This is a genomic window from Mycobacterium heidelbergense (genome assembly GCF_050205645.1).
Classification (GTDB): Bacteria; Actinomycetota; Actinomycetes; order Mycobacteriales; family Mycobacteriaceae; genus Mycobacterium; species Mycobacterium heidelbergense_A.
Map to the genome: position 1 here is coordinate 149,578 of NZ_JBNMQT010000010.1, position 20,448 is coordinate 170,025.

Sequence of the window (20,448 nt, forward strand, 5' to 3'; positions counted from 1 at the left end):
ACGCTGCCGCGGCGGCGCACTAGTGTTTCACTGATGGCGAGTCTGGATCCGAGCCCGCTTGGTGCCGGGCGATACCACGGTGATCAGGCCGTCGCGCCGGGGATGCTGGATTTCGCCGTCAACGTTCGTCACGCGCAACCGCCGGAATGGCTGATACGGCGGCTTGCCGCGCGGCTGCCGGATCTGGCGCGCTATCCCGGCATCGAGGACCTGCACGCGGCGCAGGACGCCGTCGCCGAGCGCCACGGCCGGGCCCGCGACGAGGTGCTGCCGCTGGCCGGTGCGGCGGAGGGGTTCGCGTTATTGCCCAACCTGCATCCGGCGCGGGCGGTGATCGTCGCGCCGTCGTTCACCGAGCCGGCCGTGGCGCTGTCCGCGGCGGGGGTGCCGGTGCATCACGTCGTGCTGGAGCCGCCGTTCGGGTTGGCGGGAGCCCTCGTGCCCGACGACGCCGACCTGGTGGTGGTGGGCAACCCGACCAACCCCACGTCGGTGCTGCACACCCGTGAGCGGCTGCTGGCGTTGCGCCGGCCCGGACGCATTCTGGTGGTCGACGAGGCGTTCGCCGACTCGGTTCCGGGCGAGCCGGAGTCGCTGGCCGGGGACGCGCTGCCCGACGTGGTGGTGCTGCGCAGCCTGACCAAATCCTGGGCCCTGGCCGGCTTGCGGGTGGGATACGCCCTCGGGCCGCCGGAGGTGTTGGCGCGGCTGACCGCCCGGCGTGCGCACTGGCCGGTGGGCACGCTGCAATTGACCGCCATCGCTGCCTGCTGCGCCGCCGAAGCCGTCGCCGACGCGGCGGCCGATGCGCTGCGGCTGGCGCGGCTGCGTGCGCAGATGGTGGCCGGTCTGACAGCGGTGGGCGCCGAGGTGGTCGACGGCCGGGCGCCGTTCGTGCTGTTCCGTAGGCCCGATGCGGTCACACTGCGAAAGCATCTGCAGCACAAGGGGATTGCGATACGCCGCTGCGACACCTTCGTGGGCCTGGGCGAGGAGTATCTGCGGGCGGCGGTGCGTCCCGAATGGCCGCGGTTGGTCGAGACGATCGACGAGGTGCGGCCGTGAGTGTGCGGCTGGCCGATGTCATCGATGTGCTGGACGACGCCTACCCGCCGCGCCTTGCCCAGCCGTGGGATTCCGTTGGCCTGGTGTGCGGTGACCCCGACGATGCGCTGGACTCGGTGACCGTCGCCGTCGACGCCACTCCGGCGGTCGTCGACGAAGTTCCCGACGCAGGCCTGCTGCTGGCCCATCACCCGCTGCTGTTGCGCGGGGTCGATACGGTCGCGGCCAGCACCCCGAAGGGCGCGCTCGTGCACCGGCTGATCCGAAGCGGGCGTGCGCTGTTCACCGCGCACACCAACGCCGACTCGGCGTCGCCGGGCGTGTCCGACGCGCTGGCCGCCGCGCTCGGTCTCACCGTCGAGGCGGTGCTCGAGCCGTTGTCCATGACGGGCGACCTCGACAAGTGGGTCATCTACGTGCCGCGCGAGAACGCGGACGCGGTGCGGGCGGCCGTATTCGACGCCGGCGCCGGCCACATCGGCGACTACTCGCACTGCAGCTGGAGCGTCAGCGGCATCGGGCAGTTCCTGCCCCACGACGGGGCGACGCCCGCGGTGGGCAGCGTCGGCACTGTCGAGCGGGTGGACGAGGACCGGTTCGAGGTCGTCGCGCCGGCGCGCGCCCGGGCGGCGGTGCTGGCGGCGATGCGCGCCGCCCACCCGTACGAGGAGCCCGCGTTCGACATCTTCGCGCTGGTGCCCCCGCCCGGCGACGCCGGGTTGGGCCGCATCGGCACGCTGCCGCGACCGGAACCGTTGCGCGCCTTCGTCTCCCGCGTCGCCACGGCGCTGCCCCAGACGTCCTGGGGTGTGCGCGCCGCGGGGGACCCCGAGATGGCGGTGACGCGGGTCGCCGTGTGCGGCGGAGCCGGGGACTCGCTGTTGACCACCGCGGCGGGCGCGGGCGTACAGGCCTATGTCACCGCCGATCTGCGGCATCATCCGGCCGACGAGCATCGCCGGGCCTCGGACGTCGCGCTGATCGACGTCGCGCATTGGGCCAGCGAATTCCCGTGGTGCGAGCAGGCCGCCGACCTGCTGCGGTCCCGTTTCGGTGCGGAGTTGCCGGTGCGGGTGAGCACCCTGCGCACCGACCCGTGGAATCTTGGGGGAGATGGTTCATGAAAGCCGAAGTAGCGCAGCAGATTTCGCTACTCGAGTTGTCGAAGCTGGACGCCGAGCTCTCCCGCATCGCGCACCGTGCGTCCCATCTGCCGCAGCGGGAGGCGTATGCGCGGATGCAGTCCGAGCACGACGCCGCCAGTGACCGGCTGGCCGCTATCCGAATGGCGGTGGAGGACTTGGACGCCCAGGTCTCGCGACTCGAGTCCGAGATCGACGCCGTACGCCAGCGCGAAGACCGCGACCGCGCATTGCTCAAGTCGGGTGCGGCCGATGCGAAGCAATTGTCGGATCTGCAGCACGAATTGGAGACGCTGGTGCGGCGCCAGACCAGCCTGGAGGATTCGCTGCTGGAGGTGATGGAGCGCCGCGAGGAGTTGCAGGCCCAGCTGGCCACCGAGCAGCGGGCGATCGAAGCGTTGCAAGCCGACCTGGTCAGCGTCCAGCGGGAATTGGATGCTGAGCTGGCCGAAATAGACGAGGCCCGCCAGCAACATTCGTCGCGGCGCGACACGTTGACCGCGGCGCTCGACCCCGCCCTGTCCGCGCTGTACGAAAGGCAGCGCGCCGGGGGCGGGCCGGGTGCCGGGCCGTTGCTCGGTCACCGCTGCGGCGCCTGCCGGATCGAGATCGGGCGCGGCGAGCTGTCCCGCATCTCGGCCGCCGCCGAGGACGAACTGGTGCGGTGCCCGGAATGCGGTGCGATCCTGTTGCGGGTCAAGGGGTTCGAGCAGTGAAAGTCGTCATCGAAGCCGACGGCGGGTCGCGTGGCAATCCCGGGCCGGCCGGATACGGCGCGGTGGTGCTGGCCGAAGACCGCTCCGCGGTGCTCGCCGAGACCAAGCAGGCCATCGGCCGGGCGACCAACAACGTCGCCGAATACCGGGCCCTGATAGCCGGTTTGGACGACGCAGCGAAGCTGGGGGCCACCGAGGCCGCCGTCTTCATGGATTCCAAGCTGGTGGTCGAGCAGATGTCGGGTCGGTGGAAAGTCAAACACCCCGACCTCATCGAGCTGCACGCCCAGGCCCGAAAGCTGGCAACGCGGTTCGAGCGGATCACCTACGCGTGGGTCCCGCGCGCCCGCAACACGCACGCGGACCGGCTGGCCAACGAGGCCATGGACGCCGCGGCCGGTATCGAATCCGAGGAACCGCCGGTTGCCGAACCCGCGAAAACCGTTGCGGCCCAAACTCCAACGGCGCCGGGGTGGACCGGTGCCCGCGGCACCCCGACCCGCCTGCTGTTGTTGCGGCACGGACAGACCGAGTTGTCGGTGGAGCGCCGGTATTCGGGCCGGGGCAACCCGGCGCTGACCGAGGTGGGCCGCCAGCAGGCGCAGGCCGCGGCGCGATATTTGGCCGAACGCGGCGGGATCGCCGCCGTGCTGTCGTCCCCGCTGCAACGCGCCTACGACACGGCGGCGACCGCCGCCAAGGCGCTGGGCCTGGATGTCACCGTCGACGACGATTTGATCGAGACCGACTTCGGGGCCTGGGAGGGGCTCACGTTCGCCGAGGCCTCCCAACATGATCCGGAGCTGCACCGCCGCTGGTTGCGTGACACCAGCAGTCTGCCGCCGGGCGGCGAGAGCTTCGACGGCGTGCTGGATCGGGTGTGCCGGGTGCGGGAACGGATCGTCGCCGCGCACCAAGGCGCGACGGTGCTGGTGGTGTCGCATGTGACGCCGATCAAGATGCTGCTGCGTCTGGCCCTGGACGCCGGCCCGGGCGTTTTGTACCGGCTGCATCTTGACTTGGCGTCGTTGAGCATCGCAGAGTTTTATTCCGATGGCGCGTCGTCGGTGCGGCTGGTCAACCAGACGGGCTATCTCTAGGCGGTAGGGAGACATCGATGCAGCCGTCTCGATCACTGGATGAGTCTGTTCCCGCCGACATCCGGGCGCGGGTGATGCCGGCCGCACTCGACGAGTTGGCCCGCTGGGGTGTGGAGCGGTTCAGCATCGAGGCCATGGCCGAGCGTCACCACCTCGATCCCGCAATGATCCAGCGCTACTGGGGCGACCGGCAACGACTGATCGTCGATGCGGCCCTTGCCGATGCGGAGACCTTCAGTTCGGTGCCGGACACCGGCTCGCTGCGCGGAGACCTGCTGATGTTGGCCCGGAAGCTGACCGATCGGATCAACAGCGCGCAGGGCCGCACGTTTCTGCGGGCCCTGGCCATGGACCATGGTGGACATCACGACGAGGAGACCCGAAGGATGTTGTGGCGGGCACGTTTTGCACTCGGCCGCACCGTCATTGACCGTGCCAGGGAACGTGGCGAACTGCGCGAGGGCGTCAACACGCTGGCCGCGGTGCAGATCGTGATGGCGCCGCTCAACGTTCGTGCCCTCTACTCCGACGTGCCCGTCGACGACCGCTATTGCGAGGCCATCGTCGACATGGCGTGGCATGCGCTGGCGCGAAAATAGGCGGCGCTAGGCGGGCGTGAACTCGGCGGGCAGCGTCGCCGGCGATCGGAACGCCACCCCCACGACGCGCGGTGCCGGAGCGGTGGAATCCAGCCGCAGGTCCGGCAGCCGGTCCAGTAGCGCGTTGATGGCCACCGTCGCTTCCATCCGCGCCAGATGCATGCCCAGACAGAGATGCGGGCCGCCGCCGAACGTCAGGTGTGCGATGTTCCTGCGGGTGGGATCGAATCGGTCCGGGTCCGGGTAACGCGCCGGGTCCCGATTGGCGGCCGCGACACTGACGCTGACATGCGTGCCCGTCGGGATCGCAACCCCGCCCAGCTCGCAGGCGCGGATGGACCGTCGCACCACCGTGGTGATCGGCGGCTCCCAGCCAACGCTTCCTCGAAAGCGCCGCGGAGCATGCCGCGATCCGCCCGTAGCGCATCCATCAGCGCCGGCTCCGTGAGCAGCGCGACCAGTAGGTTGCCCGACGCCCGGTAGGTGGTTTCGACGCCCGCGGGCAGGATCAGCAGCAAGAACGCGAAGATCTCGTCGTCGGTGAGCCGCGTGCCGTCGATCTCCGACTCCGCCAGCGTGCTGATCAGGTCGTCCTGTGGGCGGCGCCGCCGCTCGGCGAGGACTTCCCCGAAATAGGCCTTCAGCGAGGCGGATGCGGCGAGCCCGCGATCCCAGTCGTAGACCACGTTGAGCAACTCGATCGACAGTCGCTGAAATCGCAGATAGTCCTGCCGCGGCAGGCCCATGATCCGCGCGATGACCTGGACGGGAAACGCGAAGGTGAATTCGCGGGCCAGCTCCGCCCGCCCGCGCGGCGCGAACCGGTCGATCAGCTCGTGGACCACCACCTCCACCAGCTCACCGCGCCACCGCTCCAGCAACACCGTGCGGAACGACGGCGAGACCAGCGCCCGGCTGGCCCGATGCTCGGCCCCTTCGAGTTCGAGCAGGGTGCGGCCCATGACCGGCCCCATGATCTGGTCGTAGACCGACGACGAGAAGGTGTCGGGATGCGTGAGCACCGTCTGGCATTCGTCGTAGCCGAGCACGGTTACCCCGAGATCGCCAACCTGCCCGGAACTGGTCTCCCCGAAGGGATTTCCACACATCACGCGGTGTCGCTCGCGGGCCTCGCGCAGCCGCTCGTGCACGTTTTCGACCTGCATGAGCAGCCCGGTTTGCAGCTCGGCCGGGTCGAATTCGTCGGTCGCGTGGCTCATGAGGCCGTGACGGTCTGCGTGTCACGTCCGGAGCGCAGCACGGTGCCGGGCATGGCACCGGTGGCGGCGCCGTCGTGGCATACCTCCACACCGCCGACGAGCACCGAGGTGATGCCATCGGCGTCGGCAACCAAGCGCGGTGCGCCCGAGGGCAGGTCGTAGCGCGTGCGCTCGGGTCCATGGTCGATGGTCGCGGGATCGAACATCACCAGGTCGGCGTGCCAGCCGGGCGCGATGCGGCCGCGTTCGGTCAGCCCGTAGAACCGGGCCGGCACGTCGGTGATCAACCGAACGGCTTCCTCGAGGGTCACCACCTGGTGCTCGCGGACGCCGCGGCCCAGCAGCGCCGTCGTGTAGATCGCGCCGCACATCATGTCGAGGTGCGCTCCGGCGTCCGAGCCGCCGATCACCGCACCCGGGTGGCGCCACACCTGGGCGCGCAACCGCCAGTCGGCCGCGTCGTCGCCCGTCAGCGGCGGGCTGAGCCCGGTGCGCAGCTCGTCGGCGATCACGATGTCCAGCAACGTGTCGAAGGGCTCGCTGCCCCGGGCGGCGGCCACCTCACCGACGCTGCGACCCGCCGCGTGGGCGTTCTCGGGCGCGAACGTCTCGACGATGATCAGCCGATCCCATTGCGCCAGCCCGCGCAGCATGCCCGCCTCCTTCGACGCGGCGCCGTCGGCGAGGCGGCGGCGTACCTGCGGATCGGCAAGTGCGGCAAGGCGTTCCGGCACCGGCAGATGCATCGTGTCGCGCCAGCCCGGCAGCCCGTCGAGCACGAAGCCGGACAGGAACGACAGCCGGATCTTCATCGCTTGGGGCAGTGTCAGCGCCACAACGCGGCCGCCGCGTTGAGCCGCGGCTTCGTAGGCCCGCAACTGTCTTTCGTGGCCGTCCGGGTTCGCCGCCGACACGCCCAGCAGGTTCCAGTTCAGCGGCCGGTCGGCGGCTTTCGACATGTCGGTGAGCAGCGCGATGTCCTCGTCGCTGAAGCCGGACAGGCAGCCGGCGATGATGGCCTCGAGCGTGGTGCCGGGATGGTCGCGCAGGCCGGCCGCCAGCGCGACAAGCTCGTCTCGCGACGCGCCACGCGACGGCACCGGCTGGCCGGAGCCGTCGTTGTGGGTGGGGGACTGCGAGGTGGACAGCCCGAGCGCGCCGGCGGCGAGCGCGTCGTGCAGCACCGCGACCATGTTGTCGATCTGCTCGGGCGTGGCCTCGCCGCCGACGGCGTCGTCGCCCATCGCCGCCAGCCGCAGCGCCGAGTGACCGACCAGGAAGCCGGCATTGACGGCGATGCGTCCGTCGAGGCGGTCCAGCCAGTCGCCGAAAGATGCCCATCCCCAGTCGAGCCCGGCCCGCAGCGCGTCCAACGGCATCCCCTCCACCCGCGCGAGCATGCGGGTGAGGTAGTCGTGTTGATCGGATGCCGCGGGCGCCAGCGTGAATCCGCAGTTGCCGCCGAAGACCGTGGTGACTCCGTGCTGCACCGACGGGCTCGCGGTCGGGTCCCAGAACAGCTGCGCGTCGTAATGGGTGTGCAGGTCGACGAAGCCGGGGGCGAGCGTCTGTCCTTGGGCGTCAACGGTTTTCGCTGCCAGCTCATCGACCGCACCGACGGCGACGATCCGTCCGTTGCTGACGCCGACGTCGCCGCGGTGGGCGGGCGCGCCGGTGCCGTCGACGATCTCGGCGTCGCGAATCAGCAGGTCGAGCATTGGGGGCCTCCTACACTGCCGCGGCCAGCCACCCGTCGTCGGGAAGCGGGTGGCGGAACAGCTGTGCCGCGTTGCGATGGGTGATCCGGGCCGCGTCGTCCGCCGAGAGACCGGCGACGTTGCGCGCCACGACTTGTTGGGTGTCGGGCCAGGTGGAGTCGGCGTGCGGATAGTCGCTCTCGACGAGGATCCGCTCGGTCCCGATCGCGTCGAGCGCGCCGAACGCGTGCGGGTCGTCGATCGAGCAGAACCAGAAGTTGCGGCGCAGCACCTCGCTGGGCAGCAGGTCGCCCTGCCAGGCTCCGCCCTCGTGGCCCGAAGCCGAGTGCGCCAGAACGTAATCGGCCCTGTCGCCGAGCATGGTCGCCCAGCCCAGTCCGCCCTCGGCCAGCGTGAAGTTCAGTCGCGGAAACCGCACCGGTATGCCGGACCACAGCATGTCGGCGCAGGCAACCAGCCCGTTGACCGGGAAGAGCGTGGTGATGGTCTCGAACGGGGTGTCCGGGGCTGGAATCGGCGCCCACTGCGCGGAACCCGTATGCAGGCACACGACCGTGTTCGTCTCCTCGCAGGCGGCGAAGAAGGGATCCCAGACGCCGCTGTGCAGGCTGGGGAGGCCGCATTGCGCGGGCAGCTCGGGGAAGCTCACCGCCTTGAAACCGCGCGCGGCGTTGCGGCGTATCTCCTCGGGCGCCAGCTGCGGGTCGGCGAGCCACGGCAGCTGCAGCGGGATGATGCGCTCCGGGTAGCTGCCGGCCCACACCTCGAGATGCCAGTCGTTCCAGGCCCGCAGCGTTGCCAGCCCCAGCTCCAGATCGTCGCTCTTCCAGAACACCGTTCCGGCGAACCCGGCGATCAGGGACGGGAAGTTCACCGACGCCCAGATGCCCGCGAGGTCCATGTCGGCGATGCGGGCGTCGATATCCCAACAGCCGCGCCGCATCTCGTCGAAGCGGGCGGCCTCCATGCTCCACTCCTCGTGCGGCCGTCCGATCACCGCGTTGAGCCCGATGTTGGGGTACTCGCGGTCCTCGTAGCGCCATACCTGTCGCCCGTCGTCGGTCTCGACGACTTGCGGCGCACGGTCGGCCAACGCGGCGGGAAGCCGGCCGACGAACATGTCGGGTGGCTCGATGACGTGGTCGTCGACCGAGATCACCACGTGCTGTCGCCGCCGTGGATCTGGGTCTGGCAGCAGCGCCATACCTGATGACTATGGTCAGTTTTGGCCCGCTGTCAATGCTATCTATGCAATCAATGCAAAGTTGGCCTTGCGGGTCTCGAGTGCCTGGCCGTCGTGCGCCGTCTAGGGCGCCGATCCGGCCATTTTTGGCGCCCTTAGCGCATGGACGAGCTCGTGAGCGTCAGAATGGGCTGATAGGAGGTCTATATGTCTTCCCATTTGGAAGTCTGGAAACCGTCCGGACGGGAGCTCATCGCGCTGAGTGGTCAACGGGTGACCCTCGGCAAGGCCTTAACCAACGCCGTGGTGCTCGAACACGACGCGACGGTGTCACGCGTGCACGCCGTCTTGGAGAATTTCGGGCAGGCTTGGTCGGTGCGGGACCTGGGTAGCCGCAACGGCACCTACGTCAACGGCGAAAAGATCGCCGCGGAACGCATCCTGCGGTCCGGTGATGAACTGCGGCTCGGCAGTTCGCGGTTGGTCTTCTGGATGAGCGCGGAAGCTGACGAGGCACCGCCTGATCAAGAAACGGAAACCGGAAAATCCATCCTGCGGCCGCCGCGCATGACGCCGCGCGAACTCGAGGTCCTGAAGGTGTTGTGTCGCCCCTTCGTCACCGACGACCCGTTTCCTGAGCCTGCGTCGGTCCGTCGGATCGCCCAGGAGCTATACGTGACCGAAGCAGCGGTCAAGCAGCATCTGCAGCACCTGTACGACAAATTCGGGATCCACACAGAAGGGGACCGCCGAGTCCGGCTGGCCAACGCGGCCGTCCGGCTCGGGGCCGTCAACCGCGCCATGCTGCGTGAGCGCCGTCCGCGGCGATAGTGAGCTGTCGGCCGGGTCGTCGGGCAGCGTCGTCATCAGGACACCTTTTCGAGGATCCCGCCGCCGAGGATGGCGACGGCGTTGAGGACACGGCCGCGGTATTCGTCGCATGTGGCGCACGAGTCGATATGGCGCGCAATGCGTTTCCGCGTCAGGACCGTGAACTGCTCGTCCCAGCCGGCCAGGTCCGCGACGAGCTGCGGGCACCCGTTCTGGGCGGCGCGCCGGGCCACCAACAGCGCACCCAATGAGCGTTCGACGGTGTCGCGCAGCCGCTGTAGGAGTTTCTTGGCCGAGTCGTAGCTGATGCCCAGCGTCTGTGCGAGGTCGATTCCCGTCATTCCGTGGCGGTAGACAAGCTCCAGCACGTGCCGGTCGCGGTCGGACAATCCGCGGGCCGCCTGCGCGACCAGTTGAGCGAGCTCGTTCTGCGCCGTCAACGTAAATGGCCCCGGGCCGGTCGCCGCGTTGTCGGGCAACTCGTCGAACGCGGATTCGCGGCGCCGTTCGGATAACACCCGCAGCGCCCTGCGACGGGCGATGGCATAGAGCCACGGCCGCAGCTTGTCCGCGTCACGCAGCTTCGGCAACTCCGTTGCCGCGATGCAGAAGACCTCTTGCACGCAGTCGGAGGCGGCGTAGCGATCGCGCACAATCCCGGTGCAATAGGCATGCAGCGGGCCGGCGTAGCGGTTGTAGAGGCCCGCCAACGCCGCGCGATCGCCGGCTGAGGCAGCGCGGGCCAGTTCGGCGTCGCTGAGGATGTCGGTGTTCGGCGGTGCGGTCATCAATGTCATGACTGAAATGCTCGGCGATGCGCGATGGTTTGGTAATCACCCGCAAAGCCAGATTCCACTCCCGAAAGGGAAGGGTTTCCTATCCGTCTGGTAAGGGTCCGTTCGGTCGAGGCGTCGAGTGTGCGGCCTGGGGCTCGAGTGTGCGTCTAGGGCGCCCTCAGCGCACACCCGAGCACCATTCCTGCAGGTGCACGCCGTGCGACCGCCCAGTGGGATGAAAGCCCCGGCACCTGGGGCCGGCGTGGAAGAATTCGGCAGGTCGCCCGCGGGAAGGAACGACATGACCGACCTCATCGATCCGACCAAGACGTTCCGGCTTATCGAAGAGCGGATCGCCAGGACGACCAATCCACGGCACGTGCTGATGCTCAAGCGGCTGCTGGATCACGCGAAGGGCGAGGCCGAGCAGGATCTCGACCGCGTGATGTCGACGCTGGCCCCGAACCCGCGTTACGTCGCCTGGGGCGCACCCGCCGACATGAGCCCCGTGGGTCGGCAGGCGGTTCGCACCTTTTACGAGGACACCATCGTCAAAGGTGGCCAGTGGCTCCTCGAGTTCGATATGGACCGAATCGTCGTCGATGACGACACGATCGTCACCGAAGGCTATTTCCGCTCGCTCTACTACGGGGCTGACGCGGCATCGAGAGGCTTTCCCGTCGATGATCAAGGCGGCTTCTACGTCCTGATGCTGCGCATGCTGATCGTGTGGCCGTTCGACGCCGAGGGTTTCATCATCGGCGAGGAAACCTACAGCGCCGTCACGACGCCAGACTTCTTGACGAAGGTCGAGGCCTCCGCGGTACCGCAGAAGTTCCGGGATTTCGTCGGCGCACGCTGAAAGCGCCGGCTTGGCGATTCTCGACATTTCATTGTCGAAAGTGGATAGCATTTGTTTGCTAAATAGCAGAGCGAGTGCGTGGCAAGAGGCAACATGACGAGGAAAGTCACGATCGTCGCCGCCTTCTCGATCTGCACTGTCTGCACTACGGCCCTCGGCACGGTTGCTGGTTCTGCCGCCCGCGCAGACGACTCAGGGGCCGCGGTGTACAGCGGCGTCAGCCGGGTTCGCCAGACATGCGGGGCGCTGGGTGATGACCCGCGTTTGACGGCCGCGGCGCAACGGCACGCCGACGACATGCTGAAGAGCGGTGTGGGGGGCCATATCGGATCGGACGGCTCGTCACCGCAGGCGCGCATCACGGATGCGGGCTACCGGCCCACCTATACCGGTGAGATCGTCTACTGGGGCACCGGATCCGCGGCGAACCCGAGCCTGGCGCTGGACCTGTGGATGGAAAGTCCCGCGCACCGAGCGATCATTTTGAACTGCGCATTCACCGCGGCCGGCTTCGCCACCGCCTCGGACGGCAACAAGATGACCGCCGTCGGAGACTTCGCGGGTCCTTGAAGCCTGGGCTTAGCATCCGTATATGAGAAGGACTTTCGTCGTTACGTTCGCGTTCGGGTTGATCGTCGCGCTGTTCGGACTGATCTGGGCGTTGCAGGGATTCGGAGTGCTTGGTGGTAGCCCGATGAGCAACACCACGACCTGGTCCATCATCGGTCCGATCACCGTGCTGATCGGCCTCGTGATTGCGTTGTTCAGCTGGCGGAGACTGTCGTCGAAGTAATGCTCATGTCGCCGCCACGGTGAAATCCACCGTGTGCCAGCCGGTGGCGCCGTCCGGGACGGGACTAGCCAGCTCCTCCGTCTGGGTCGCTCCGGTGTTGTCGGTGGCGCGTACGGTGATCGTGTGTCTCCCAAGGCTTTTCGCCTGCCAGGGAAAGCTCCACAGCCGCCACGTGTCGTTGGAGTAGCTCGCGCCCTGTTGCGCGGGCTGCCATGCGCCATCGTCGATGCGGACCTCCACGGCCCGCACCCCGCGATTCTGCGCCCACGCGACACCGCCGAAGACCACCGGCCCCATCGGCACCTTCTGGCCGCCTTTCGGCACGTCGATTCGCGACTCGGTCTTGATGGGTGCGCGCGGTGCCCAGCCCTGCCGTGTCCAGTACGCCTGCGCCTTGTCGAAGCGGGTGAGCTCGATGTCGACGACCCATTTGGTGGCCGACACGTATCCGTAGAGCCCGGGTACCACCAGCCGGGCCGGGTAGCCATGCTCGATTGGCAGCGGCTGACCGTTCAGGCCGACCGCCAGCAGCGCGACGCGGCCATCGGTGAGCGCCTGCACCGGTGTGCCCGCGGTGAACCCGTCGATGGACGTCGAGAGCACCATATCGGCGTCCGCGTGCACGCCGGCCGCCGCCAGCAGGTCGGCCACCCGGTAGCCCGTCCACACGCCCGTCGAAATCAGGTTGCCTCCAACGGGATTCGACACGCAGGTCAACGTCGTCACCGTTTCGACGACGTCGAAGCGGGCGAGGTCGTCGAAGCTATAGGTCGCTTGGTGGTCGACCATGCCGTGGATGTGCAGCCGCCAGTCGCCGTGGCTGAGTTGGGGAACAATGAGCGCGGTGTCCACCCGGTAGAAGTCGGCGCTGGCGGTGATAAAGCTCGGCAGCGCAACGCCGTTCGGTTGCACGTCGGCGGGTATCGGCGGCGAGGGTATGCGCGGGCGGGGAAATGCGAAGGTGGTGCGGTCAGCTGCCACCGAATGCGCCAACCGCGTGATGATCGCGCCCGCCACGCCACTGACGACCCCGAGTCCGAGCACTCCCAACATCACCAACCTGCGCCTGCCGGTGTCCGTCTCGTCGGCGTCGCTCTCGTCTGGCCAGAATCGACGGATGAGCAAGCGAAGGGTCGCTACGCCGCAGGCGGCGCCTACGACGGTGGGGACCGTGTCGAGCGCGGTCGCACCCGGCCGCGACAGCACCGCAATGCATCCGAGGACCCCCGCCGCGGCGATCACGGCGCTGCCAAACGGGCGGCGTGGGGTCTCGAGTGTGCCGGCGATTGCGGCGATTGCGGCGATCGCCACGAGCACGACGACGGCCACGAAGAATTTGTCCTGAGATCCCAGGGTCTGAATGGCCCACTCTTTGATGGGTCCCGGTGTCAGGTCGATGGCCGCGGAGCCGATAGCAGCACGCGCACCGGCGCGCGCATCGAACGGGATGCCCACCAGTTCGGCTACCCCGAGCGAGACGGACGCGGCGGCGAGCCCGGCGAGCATCCGCGCATTGGACGGGGCGACGACCATCGACTCACTGTACTCGCGTTTCGCTCGCGTCCGGCAAACACGTTGCCGTGCAGGCGAACCGGTGACATCTGCACGCGGGGGGCGACCCGCGGCACAATGCCGGCGGTCGAGGCCAGCTCAGCTTGTCTCGGGGTAGACAGATACGAAAGTCTCGAAGTTCGTTGTGGTTGGCAGCGTTGACATGGGCTTGTGTGACATCCTGTGCAGGTGTCCGCAGGGCACCCGCCGTCGGGCGTAGTCACGTTTTTGTTCACCGATATTGAGGGTTCGACCCGTCGGTGGGAGTCAGACGCGGACGGGATGAGGGCGGCCCTGTTGGCGCACGACGAAGTGCTGCGCACCGCGATCGAGGGGCACGGTGGCTTCCTGTTCAAGCACACCGGTGATGGCATATGCGCGGCGTTCGCTTCGCCGAGGTCCGCGGTCGATGCGGCAGTGGCCGCCCAGCGGGCGCTGGAGCTGCCGGTGCGGATGGGGGTGGCAACCGGCGAAGCCGAGTTGCGCGACGGGGATTACTTCGGTGTGGTGCTGAATCGCGCTGCCCGGGTGATGGCCGCCGGCCACGGTGGTCAGGTCCTGTTGGCCGATTCGACCGCGGGGCTTCTCAGCGGTGTTGATCTGCTCGATCTGGGACTGCGCCGGCTGCGAGATGTCCCGACCCCGGTTCATGTGTTCCAGGTCCGAGCGGCGGGCCTACAGGCGGAATTTCCTGCGTTGCGGGCGCTGGATTCGAGTCCGGGCAACCTTCGGGCGCCGACCACGAGCTTCGTCGGGTGCGAATCCCAAGTTGCCGAGCTGCGAGCCGCGGTGAAGGCTCATCGGCTGATGACGTTGACCGGCGTGGGCGGGGTCGGCAAGACCCGCATGGCCACCGAAGTCGCCGCGCGGCTGGCCGATGAATTCCCGGACGGAGTCTGGTTTTTCGACTTAGCCGCGGTCGCCGATCCGGCTGCGGTGCCCGACGCGGTTGCGGCGGTGCTGGGCATCGTCCAACAGCCCGGCAAGAGCGTGAGTGAGTCCGTGGCCGCTGCGCTGGAGGGCAGAATCCGGCTGCTGGTGTTCGACAACTGCGAGCACGTCATCGACGCCGCAGCCGGTCTGGTTGAGGCGATCCTCGCCGCCTCGGCGACCGTGACGATCCTGGCGACCAGCCGCGAAGGATTAGGGGTCAGCGAAGAACAGTCGTGGCGAGTCCCGTCGCTGGACGTCGATTCCGGAACCGAATCTGCCGCCGTGAACCTTTTTGTCGACCGTGCCCAAAGTGTGGTGTCTGACTTCTCGTTGGTCCAACCCGGCGAGGCGGACGCTGTCGTGGAAATCTGCCGCCGACTCGACGGCATCCCGTTAGCGATCGAGTTGGCAGCCTCGCGAATGGCATCGATGACAACGATCGAGGTGCGTGATCGTCTGGATCAGCGGTTTCGGCTACTGGTCGGCTCGCGGCGCGGCCTGGCACGCCACCAAACCCTGCGCCATGCGGTGGCGTGGTCCTATGACCACCTCGATGACGCGGAGAGGCCGCTGTTGGAGCGATGTTCGGTGTTCGTCGGGGGATTCGACCTCCAAAGTGCCTGCGCCGTCATGGGTTCTGAGGATGACTTCGCCACCCTGGATTTGCTTGATGCGCTGGTACGCAAGTCGCTGCTGGTGGCCGACCGGTCGTCGGGGCGGACCCGGTTTTCGATGCTGGAGACCATCCGCCAGTTCGCCGAGGAACAACTCGCGGCCCGCGGTGAAGCATTCGAGATTCGAGCCGCCCACGCGCGCTACTTCGCCGGACGCGAAGCCGACATCCTGGCTCTGTGGGACAGCCCTCGCCAGCGACAGGCCTACGCCTGGCTCACCCTCGAACTGGCCAACCTGCGCACCGCATTCCGGTGGGCTGCCGACCACGGCCACCTCGACGATGCCGCCGCCATCGCCACCTACGCGCCGCTCGGCTATCTGGTCGGCAATTATGAGCTGATCGCTTGGGCCGAGGAACTCATCGAGCCCGCCCGCGCCGTTGACCATCCCCGGCTCGCGACTCTGTACGTGCTGGCGTCGCTGTGTTGGGTCGTAGGACGGATCGAGGAGGCTGTCGGCTACGCCGATGCCGGCCAGACGGTGATCGGCAGCGGCGGCGAGGTGCCGTTCGGTTTCGAGGGGGTGCTCGGCGCTGTGTACCTGATTATCGGCCAGCCCGAACGATGCGTCGAGTGGTGCCGCGCCCAGCTCGCGCGCGGCCGCGACACCCATACGCTCACACGTGCAGCCCTGGTCGCCACACTGGCGGTTGCCGGGGCCGGTGAGGACGCGCGGGCCGCCGCGAACGGGCTGATCGACGCCGCCGAGGCCACCCACAACCCCTATGCGCTCGCGAACGCGCTTCGCGCCTACGGCCGGGCTTTCGGCGATGCTGATCCCGCCGGGGCGCTGGCGGCCCTGCGCCGGGGCCTGGTGATCGCCCAGGAGAGCGGCAACCGCTTCTTCGAATCACAGCTGGCGACCGCTTTGTCTCAGCTTGAGCCCGAACACGGCGACCCGCTGGCGGCGCTCGATCACATCACTCTCGCGATCCGCAACTTCTACGACTCAGGCAACGTCGCCTACATCCCTATCGCCCTGGCAACTCTCGCGGTATTCCTCGACCGCCTCGGATGCCTCGAACCGGCAGCCAGCATCGCCGGTTTCGCGCTCAGTCCCTTCACCGCGTCGGCATTCCCCGAATTCAGCACCGCGATTGCCCACCTGCGCGATGTGCTCGGCGAGCAGACCTACGAATCGCTCGCCCGCAAGGGTGAGACGATGACCACCGCCGCCATGGTGACCTACGCCTACGACCAAATCGACCAGGCCCGAACAGAACTGAACGCGATCCCGAAATAGGCCAATCGCTCACTTTCCGCGGAAGTCGGGACCGAAAGGCCGCCCCGCGGTAGGCCTTTCCCCGAGATCACCGGGAGATCGCTGTCGGCCTAGGGAGGCGGCTATGTCCTTTCTTACGGTGGTGTGCTGTCTGGGCTTTCAGTGTGCATCCAAGGCGAGAACTTCGTGAATTTCCGCCTCGGGTACACACCTAAAGCCCTTGGTGCACAACGAAACTAGCCCGGGGCCGGGTGCCGGACGAACGTGCGCGGCTGGGTGAATGCCCGGATGCCGTCGAGGCCGAGTTCCCGGCCGATGCCGGACTGTCCGCAGCCGCCGAACGGCAGGCGCGGGTCCTGGGCGGCCAGGCCGTGGCAGTTGACGCTGACCGTGCCGGCCACCAGTTGCCCGGCGATGCGGTCGGCGAGGGCGTCGTCGCCGGTCCAGACCGACGCGGTGAGGCCGAATTCGGTTGCGTTGGCCTCGGTTACGGCGTCATCGATGGCGTTATAGCCGAAGATCGGCAGCACCGGACCGAACTGCTCCTCGGTGGCCAACTTCGAATCCGGCGCCAAATCGGTGACGACGGTCGGCAGCGCGAAGTAGCCGCCCGCGTCGGCGTCCTCGTCGCGGATGTGTCCCGCGGTCCGCACCGTCGCGCCCTGCGCCTCGGCGTCGGCGACCAGCGCGGTGACGCGGTTGCGGCCGGCGGCAGTGTGCAGCGGGCCGAGCGTCACCTCGTCGGCGAGCCCGTCCCCGAGCACCTCCCGCTCGCAGCGCGCCAGCACCGCCTCGGCCAGCTCGCCGACGCGTTCGGCGGGCGCATACAGTCGCTTGATCGCCATGCACACCTGCCCGCCGGTGGTGTAGGTCGCCGTCACCAGCTGCTCGACCAGCTGGTCGCTGACCGCGATGTCGGGTGCGAGGATCGCGGCGTCGTTTCCGCCCAGCTCCAGCAACACCGGCGTGAGCCGGCGCGCGGCGGCCGCCATGACGGCCCGCCCGGTGGCGACGCCGCCGGTCAGCGAGATCAGGTCGATGCCGGGGTGGGTCACCAGCGCCTGGGCGAGCTCACTGCCCGGGCCCGCGAGCACGTTGACCACACCCGGCGGCAGTGCCTGCGCCAGCGCCCCGGCGAGTTGGAGCGCCGCCAGGGGACAGCTCGGCGGCACCTTCACGACGGCGGTGTTACCGGCGGTCAGAGCCGACGCCAGCTTCGTCATCGTCAGCGCCAGCGGCCAGTTGAACGGGAGCACGAGCGCGGCCACTCCGAACGGCTCGCGGTGCAGCCGTGGGTATTTCGACTGCGGGTCGATCTGCTCGGGCGCCAGCGCGGCCTCGGCCATCGACCCGATCAGCGCGGCGAGCCCGGGTCCGGTGTCGATCTCGAAATTCGCTTCGGAGAGCACCTTGCCGTGCTCGCGGGTGTACAGGCGCGCGCCATCGTGCGCGGCCAACTGTTCGGCGGCGGCGGTGGCCGCGGCGGTGAAAGCGGCGATGCGTTCGGTGACGCCGAGGGCTCGCCATCCGGGTGCCGCCCGCCGTGCGGCCGACACCGCGGCGTCGAGCTGGGCCTTGTCGGCGGCGGGCGCGTGGCCGACGATCTCGGCCGGCCGGGCCGGGTTGTGGACGGGGTAGGTTCCCGCGGCACCCGGCTGCGCCTGGCCACCAATCGTCAGTACCGCCTGATCGGCGTGGGTTTCCCGCGTGATCGTCGTTGATCCCGTCATGCCCGTCTCCCTTGACCCGGTGCGGATGTCCCGCCATCGTAAGTCGATATGACGTGGATCACAGTATGGGTTTGATGAAGGCGGCCGTCCCGTGAAAGCCGTCGTGCTGCGCGAGGTCGGACAGCCCACCGCGGTGGAGGAACTCTCGCTACGGCCCCTCGGCAAGCAGGAGGTGCGGGTCCAACTGCGCGCCAGCGGCGTCTGCCACAGCGACCTGTCGCTGCGCGACGGGTCGATCCCGACGTTGCTGCCGTCGACGCTCGGCCATGAGGGCGCCGGCATCGTCGCCGAGGTCGGCGACGACGTCACCACCGTGAGCCCGGGTGACCACGTCGTGCTGACCTGGAATGTGCCCTGCCGGGCATGCCCGCATTGCCTGCGCGGCGAGGCCCAGCTCTGCGCTCACGGCTACGACCATGCCTACGGCGATCCGTACGCCGAGAGCGCCGGCGGCCCGGTGTGGCCGGGCATGGGCGTGGGGTCGCTGGCCGAACAGACGCTGCTTCCGGCGGCGGCGGTGGTGCCGGTCGACGAGTCGCTGCCGCTCGACCTTGCGGCGCTGCTGGGCTGCGGTGTCACCACCGGGGTCGGCGCGGTGATGCGCACGGCGGCCGTGCGGCCGGGGGAGAGTGTGCTCGTGATCGGTTGCGGCGGTGTGGGTTTGGCCGCGATCCAGGGGGCGCGGCTGGCGGGCGCGTCGCCGATCATCGCAGCCGACCGGGTGGCCGCCCAGCTTCCAGCCGCCGTGGCCAACGGCGCGACCGACACCGTCGACGCGAGTGACGTCGACCTTCCAAAGGCGGTGCGCGACCTCACCGGCGGCGACGGGGTCGATCACGGAATCGAGGTGGTCGGCAAGCCCGCCACGATGCGCGCCGCCTACGAGGCCACCCGCCGCGGCGGCCGGGTCACCCTGGTGGGTGCCGCCGGCATCGCGGAGGAGGTGACGTTTCCCGCGCTGTCGTTGATGGCTGACGGCAAGACGATTCAGGGCAGCGTCTACGGGGCCAGCGATCCGATCCGCGACATCCCGGTGCTCGCCGAGCTCGCCCAACGCGGCCGCCTCGACCTCGAGGCGCTGGTGACGCGGCGGATCGGCATCGAGGACGTCGAGGAGGCCTTCACCGATATGACCGCCGGGCGCGGCGCCCGCAGCGTGGTCTGCTTCGCCTAAAGACTCAGCGAGACAGGGTGATTGCCTGCTCGGGGCAGTTTTGCTCGCCGGTGGCGGCCTGCGCCTCGAGTTCCCCGGAGACCTCGTCGACGAGCACGACGCAGTGACCCACCTCGTCGGCGTCGAAGACGTCGGGCGCCAGGGTGTAGCAACGGCCGTGCCCTGTGCAGCGGTCAGCGTCGACCGAGACTCGGGTCATCAGCGCCGCTCCTCCTCATCGCTTCGCTCTGCATCGTCGCCGGCGCCCGTCATGGCAGACGCATCCTAAGCTTAGGTGCATCTGGGCATCCCGTTGCAAGCTTCCGCCGGCTGATCGACCCGCAGGGCTCTCATGAACGCTGGCAGCGATCGCTCCGAGCCGACGATCGTGATGCCGCCCCACATCCGACTTTCTTGTGCCGAGCGGTGACGGAAGCTCCCACCGGGAGCGGACTTTCGCGGCTGGCGCGCGGGTTGTCCCGGAGATTGGTCCGGTACCTATTGGCGGCCGTTTGCGCTGACGCCCACCGGGCGTTACCCGCGCCGAACGCTCAGCTCAGCACGGCCATCGCAGTGTCGTAGTTTGGCTCCTGCTCGATTTCTGGCACCAACTCCGTGTATGCGACGTTGCCGTCGGCGCCAATCACCACGACCGCCCGGGCAAGGAGCCCAGCCATTGGACCGTCTGTGATCGTGACACCGTAGTCCTCGCCGAAGCTGTCACGGAACGCCGAAGCTGTCTTGACGTTGTCGATGCCTTCGGCGCTGCAGAATCGTTGAAACGCGAACGGCAGGTCTTTTGACACGCACACCACGGACACACCGGTCGCGGCGGCGCGCTCGTTGAAGTTCCGCACGGTCGTCGCGCAAATTGCTATATCGATGGACGGAAAAATGTTCAGCACCACGGGCTTGCCGCGGAACTGCTCGATGTCGATCACCCACAGGTCGGAGCCGGTCAAATTGAAGTCCGGGGCTTTACATCCGATGGCAGGCAGCTCGCCGACAGTGTTGACCGGGTTTCCATTCAAGGTTATCTGTGCCATGGGCATAGTCTGCCAGGCCCGCTTGAGTCAGGATCGGATGTCCGAATGGAACTTGTGGGGCACTGGATACATGGCGTAGACCCGCCTTAGGGGCCGCAACCACTCACCCCGGGTCGTCGGAAGAGGAAGCCGGC

At 68.4% G+C, this 20,448-nt stretch carries 20 protein-coding genes; 11 read left to right on the forward strand and 9 right to left on the reverse strand.

What is annotated here, in order from left to right; translation table 11 throughout:
- Positions 1-33 precede the first annotated feature (33 nt).
- The 5 genes from cobC to ACQI5H_RS14020 are packed head-to-tail and all read left to right on the forward strand — an operon-like array spanning position 34 to position 4,622.
- Positions 34-1,065, forward strand: a complete 1,032-nt coding sequence (gene cobC, locus ACQI5H_RS14000; protein ID WP_427079948.1) for an Rv2231c family pyridoxal phosphate-dependent protein CobC — start codon at positions 34-36, stop codon at positions 1,063-1,065.
- Complete coding sequence (locus ACQI5H_RS14005) at positions 1,062-2,189, forward strand: Nif3-like dinuclear metal center hexameric protein (protein WP_427079949.1); 1,128 nt, start codon at positions 1,062-1,064, stop codon at positions 2,187-2,189. Before cobC ends, ACQI5H_RS14005 begins: the two co-directional genes overlap by 4 nt.
- Positions 2,186-2,923, forward strand: coding sequence for a zinc ribbon domain-containing protein (locus ACQI5H_RS14010; protein WP_427079950.1), 738 nt, complete (start codon positions 2,186-2,188; stop codon positions 2,921-2,923). Before ACQI5H_RS14005 ends, ACQI5H_RS14010 begins: the two co-directional genes overlap by 4 nt.
- Complete coding sequence (locus ACQI5H_RS14015) at positions 2,920-4,023, forward strand: bifunctional RNase H/acid phosphatase (RefSeq protein WP_427079951.1); 1,104 nt, start codon at positions 2,920-2,922, stop codon at positions 4,021-4,023. Before ACQI5H_RS14010 ends, ACQI5H_RS14015 begins: the two co-directional genes overlap by 4 nt.
- 17 nt (positions 4,024-4,040) lie before the next feature.
- Positions 4,041-4,622, forward strand: a complete 582-nt coding sequence (locus tag ACQI5H_RS14020; protein WP_427079952.1) for a TetR/AcrR family transcriptional regulator C-terminal ligand-binding domain-containing protein — start codon at positions 4,041-4,043, stop codon at positions 4,620-4,622.
- A 6-nt stretch (positions 4,623-4,628) separates the two neighbouring features.
- On the opposite strand, the gene ACQI5H_RS14025 is transcribed toward ACQI5H_RS14020, so the two are convergent.
- Genes ACQI5H_RS14025 through ACQI5H_RS14040 form a run of 4 tightly spaced genes read right to left on the reverse strand, consistent with a single transcriptional unit; the run spans position 4,629 to position 8,764 of the window.
- Positions 4,629-4,928 carry a cytochrome P450 gene (locus ACQI5H_RS14025; protein WP_427080009.1) on the reverse strand — a complete coding sequence of 100 codons (300 nt, stop codon included), beginning with the start codon at positions 4,926-4,928 and terminating at the stop codon, positions 4,629-4,631.
- Positions 4,817-5,842, reverse strand: a complete 1,026-nt coding sequence (locus tag ACQI5H_RS14030; RefSeq protein WP_427079953.1) for a cytochrome P450 — start codon at positions 5,840-5,842, stop codon at positions 4,817-4,819. The genes ACQI5H_RS14025 and ACQI5H_RS14030 overlap by 112 nt, the downstream gene beginning before the upstream one ends.
- Positions 5,839-7,560, reverse strand: a complete 1,722-nt coding sequence (locus ACQI5H_RS14035) for an N-acyl-D-amino-acid deacylase family protein (protein WP_427079954.1) — start codon at positions 7,558-7,560, stop codon at positions 5,839-5,841. Before ACQI5H_RS14035 ends, ACQI5H_RS14030 begins: the two co-directional genes overlap by 4 nt.
- Before the next feature lie 10 nt (positions 7,561-7,570).
- The gene (locus ACQI5H_RS14040) at positions 7,571-8,764 is read right to left on the reverse strand and encodes an amidohydrolase family protein (protein WP_427079955.1); all 1,194 of its coding nucleotides are present in this window, start codon (positions 8,762-8,764) and stop codon (positions 7,571-7,573) included.
- Positions 8,765-8,950: 186 nt separating this feature from the next.
- On the opposite strand from ACQI5H_RS14040, the gene ACQI5H_RS14045 reads away from it, so the two are divergent.
- Positions 8,951-9,574, forward strand: coding sequence for an FHA domain-containing protein (locus tag ACQI5H_RS14045; RefSeq protein WP_427079956.1), 624 nt, complete (start codon positions 8,951-8,953; stop codon positions 9,572-9,574).
- A 35-nt stretch (positions 9,575-9,609) separates the two neighbouring features.
- On the opposite strand, the gene ACQI5H_RS14050 is transcribed toward ACQI5H_RS14045, so the two are convergent.
- Entirely contained in the window at positions 9,610-10,371 is a 762-nt protein-coding gene (locus ACQI5H_RS14050; protein ID WP_427079957.1) for an RNA polymerase sigma factor, read from the reverse strand.
- 280 nt (positions 10,372-10,651) lie between these two features.
- Here ACQI5H_RS14050 and ACQI5H_RS14055 point away from each other — a divergent pair, with 280 nt between their 5' ends.
- The 3 genes from ACQI5H_RS14055 (at position 10,652) to ACQI5H_RS14065 (ending at position 12,005) form a co-directional block, all read left to right on the forward strand.
- Complete coding sequence (locus ACQI5H_RS14055) at positions 10,652-11,212, forward strand: nuclear transport factor 2 family protein (protein WP_427079958.1); 561 nt, start codon at positions 10,652-10,654, stop codon at positions 11,210-11,212.
- Between the two features lie 93 nt (positions 11,213-11,305).
- On the forward strand, positions 11,306-11,782 hold the full coding sequence (locus ACQI5H_RS14060; protein WP_427079959.1) for a CAP domain-containing protein: 477 nt from the start codon (positions 11,306-11,308) through the stop codon (positions 11,780-11,782).
- Positions 11,783-11,804: 22 nt separating this feature from the next.
- Positions 11,805-12,005 (forward strand): hypothetical protein, encoded by a 201-nt coding sequence (locus ACQI5H_RS14065; RefSeq protein WP_427079960.1) that lies wholly within the window; start codon positions 11,805-11,807, stop codon positions 12,003-12,005.
- Between the two features lie 3 nt (positions 12,006-12,008).
- On the opposite strand, the gene ACQI5H_RS14070 is transcribed toward ACQI5H_RS14065, so the two are convergent.
- Positions 12,009-13,511: a molybdopterin-dependent oxidoreductase gene (locus ACQI5H_RS14070; protein WP_427080010.1), complete on the reverse strand. Its 1,503-nt coding sequence runs from the start codon at positions 13,509-13,511 to the stop codon at positions 12,009-12,011.
- Between the two features lie 228 nt (positions 13,512-13,739).
- On the opposite strand from ACQI5H_RS14070, the gene ACQI5H_RS14075 reads away from it, so the two are divergent.
- Positions 13,740-16,406: an ATP-binding protein gene (locus tag ACQI5H_RS14075; protein ID WP_427079961.1), complete on the forward strand. Its 2,667-nt coding sequence runs from the start codon at positions 13,740-13,742 to the stop codon at positions 16,404-16,406.
- A 215-nt stretch (positions 16,407-16,621) separates the two neighbouring features.
- Here ACQI5H_RS14075 and ACQI5H_RS14080 read toward each other — a convergent pair whose 3' ends face one another.
- Positions 16,622-18,115: an aldehyde dehydrogenase family protein gene (locus tag ACQI5H_RS14080; RefSeq protein WP_427079962.1), complete on the reverse strand. Its 1,494-nt coding sequence runs from the start codon at positions 18,113-18,115 to the stop codon at positions 16,622-16,624.
- A gap of 91 nt (positions 18,116-18,206) precedes the next feature.
- Here ACQI5H_RS14080 and ACQI5H_RS14085 point away from each other — a divergent pair, with 91 nt between their 5' ends.
- Positions 18,207-19,289: a Zn-dependent alcohol dehydrogenase gene (locus ACQI5H_RS14085; RefSeq protein WP_427079963.1), complete on the forward strand. Its 1,083-nt coding sequence runs from the start codon at positions 18,207-18,209 to the stop codon at positions 19,287-19,289.
- Positions 19,290-19,293: 4 nt separating this feature from the next.
- Here the strand turns inward: ACQI5H_RS14085 and ACQI5H_RS14090 are convergent, their stop codons facing one another.
- A complete protein-coding gene (locus ACQI5H_RS14090; RefSeq protein ID WP_427079964.1) occupies positions 19,294-19,488 on the reverse strand; it encodes a ferredoxin in 195 nt (64 codons plus the stop codon).
- A gap of 331 nt (positions 19,489-19,819) precedes the next feature.
- Positions 19,820-20,314 (reverse strand): thiol peroxidase, encoded by a 495-nt coding sequence (gene tpx, locus ACQI5H_RS14095; protein WP_427079965.1) that lies wholly within the window; start codon positions 20,312-20,314, stop codon positions 19,820-19,822.
- Between the last annotated feature and the right edge of the window lie 134 nt (positions 20,315-20,448).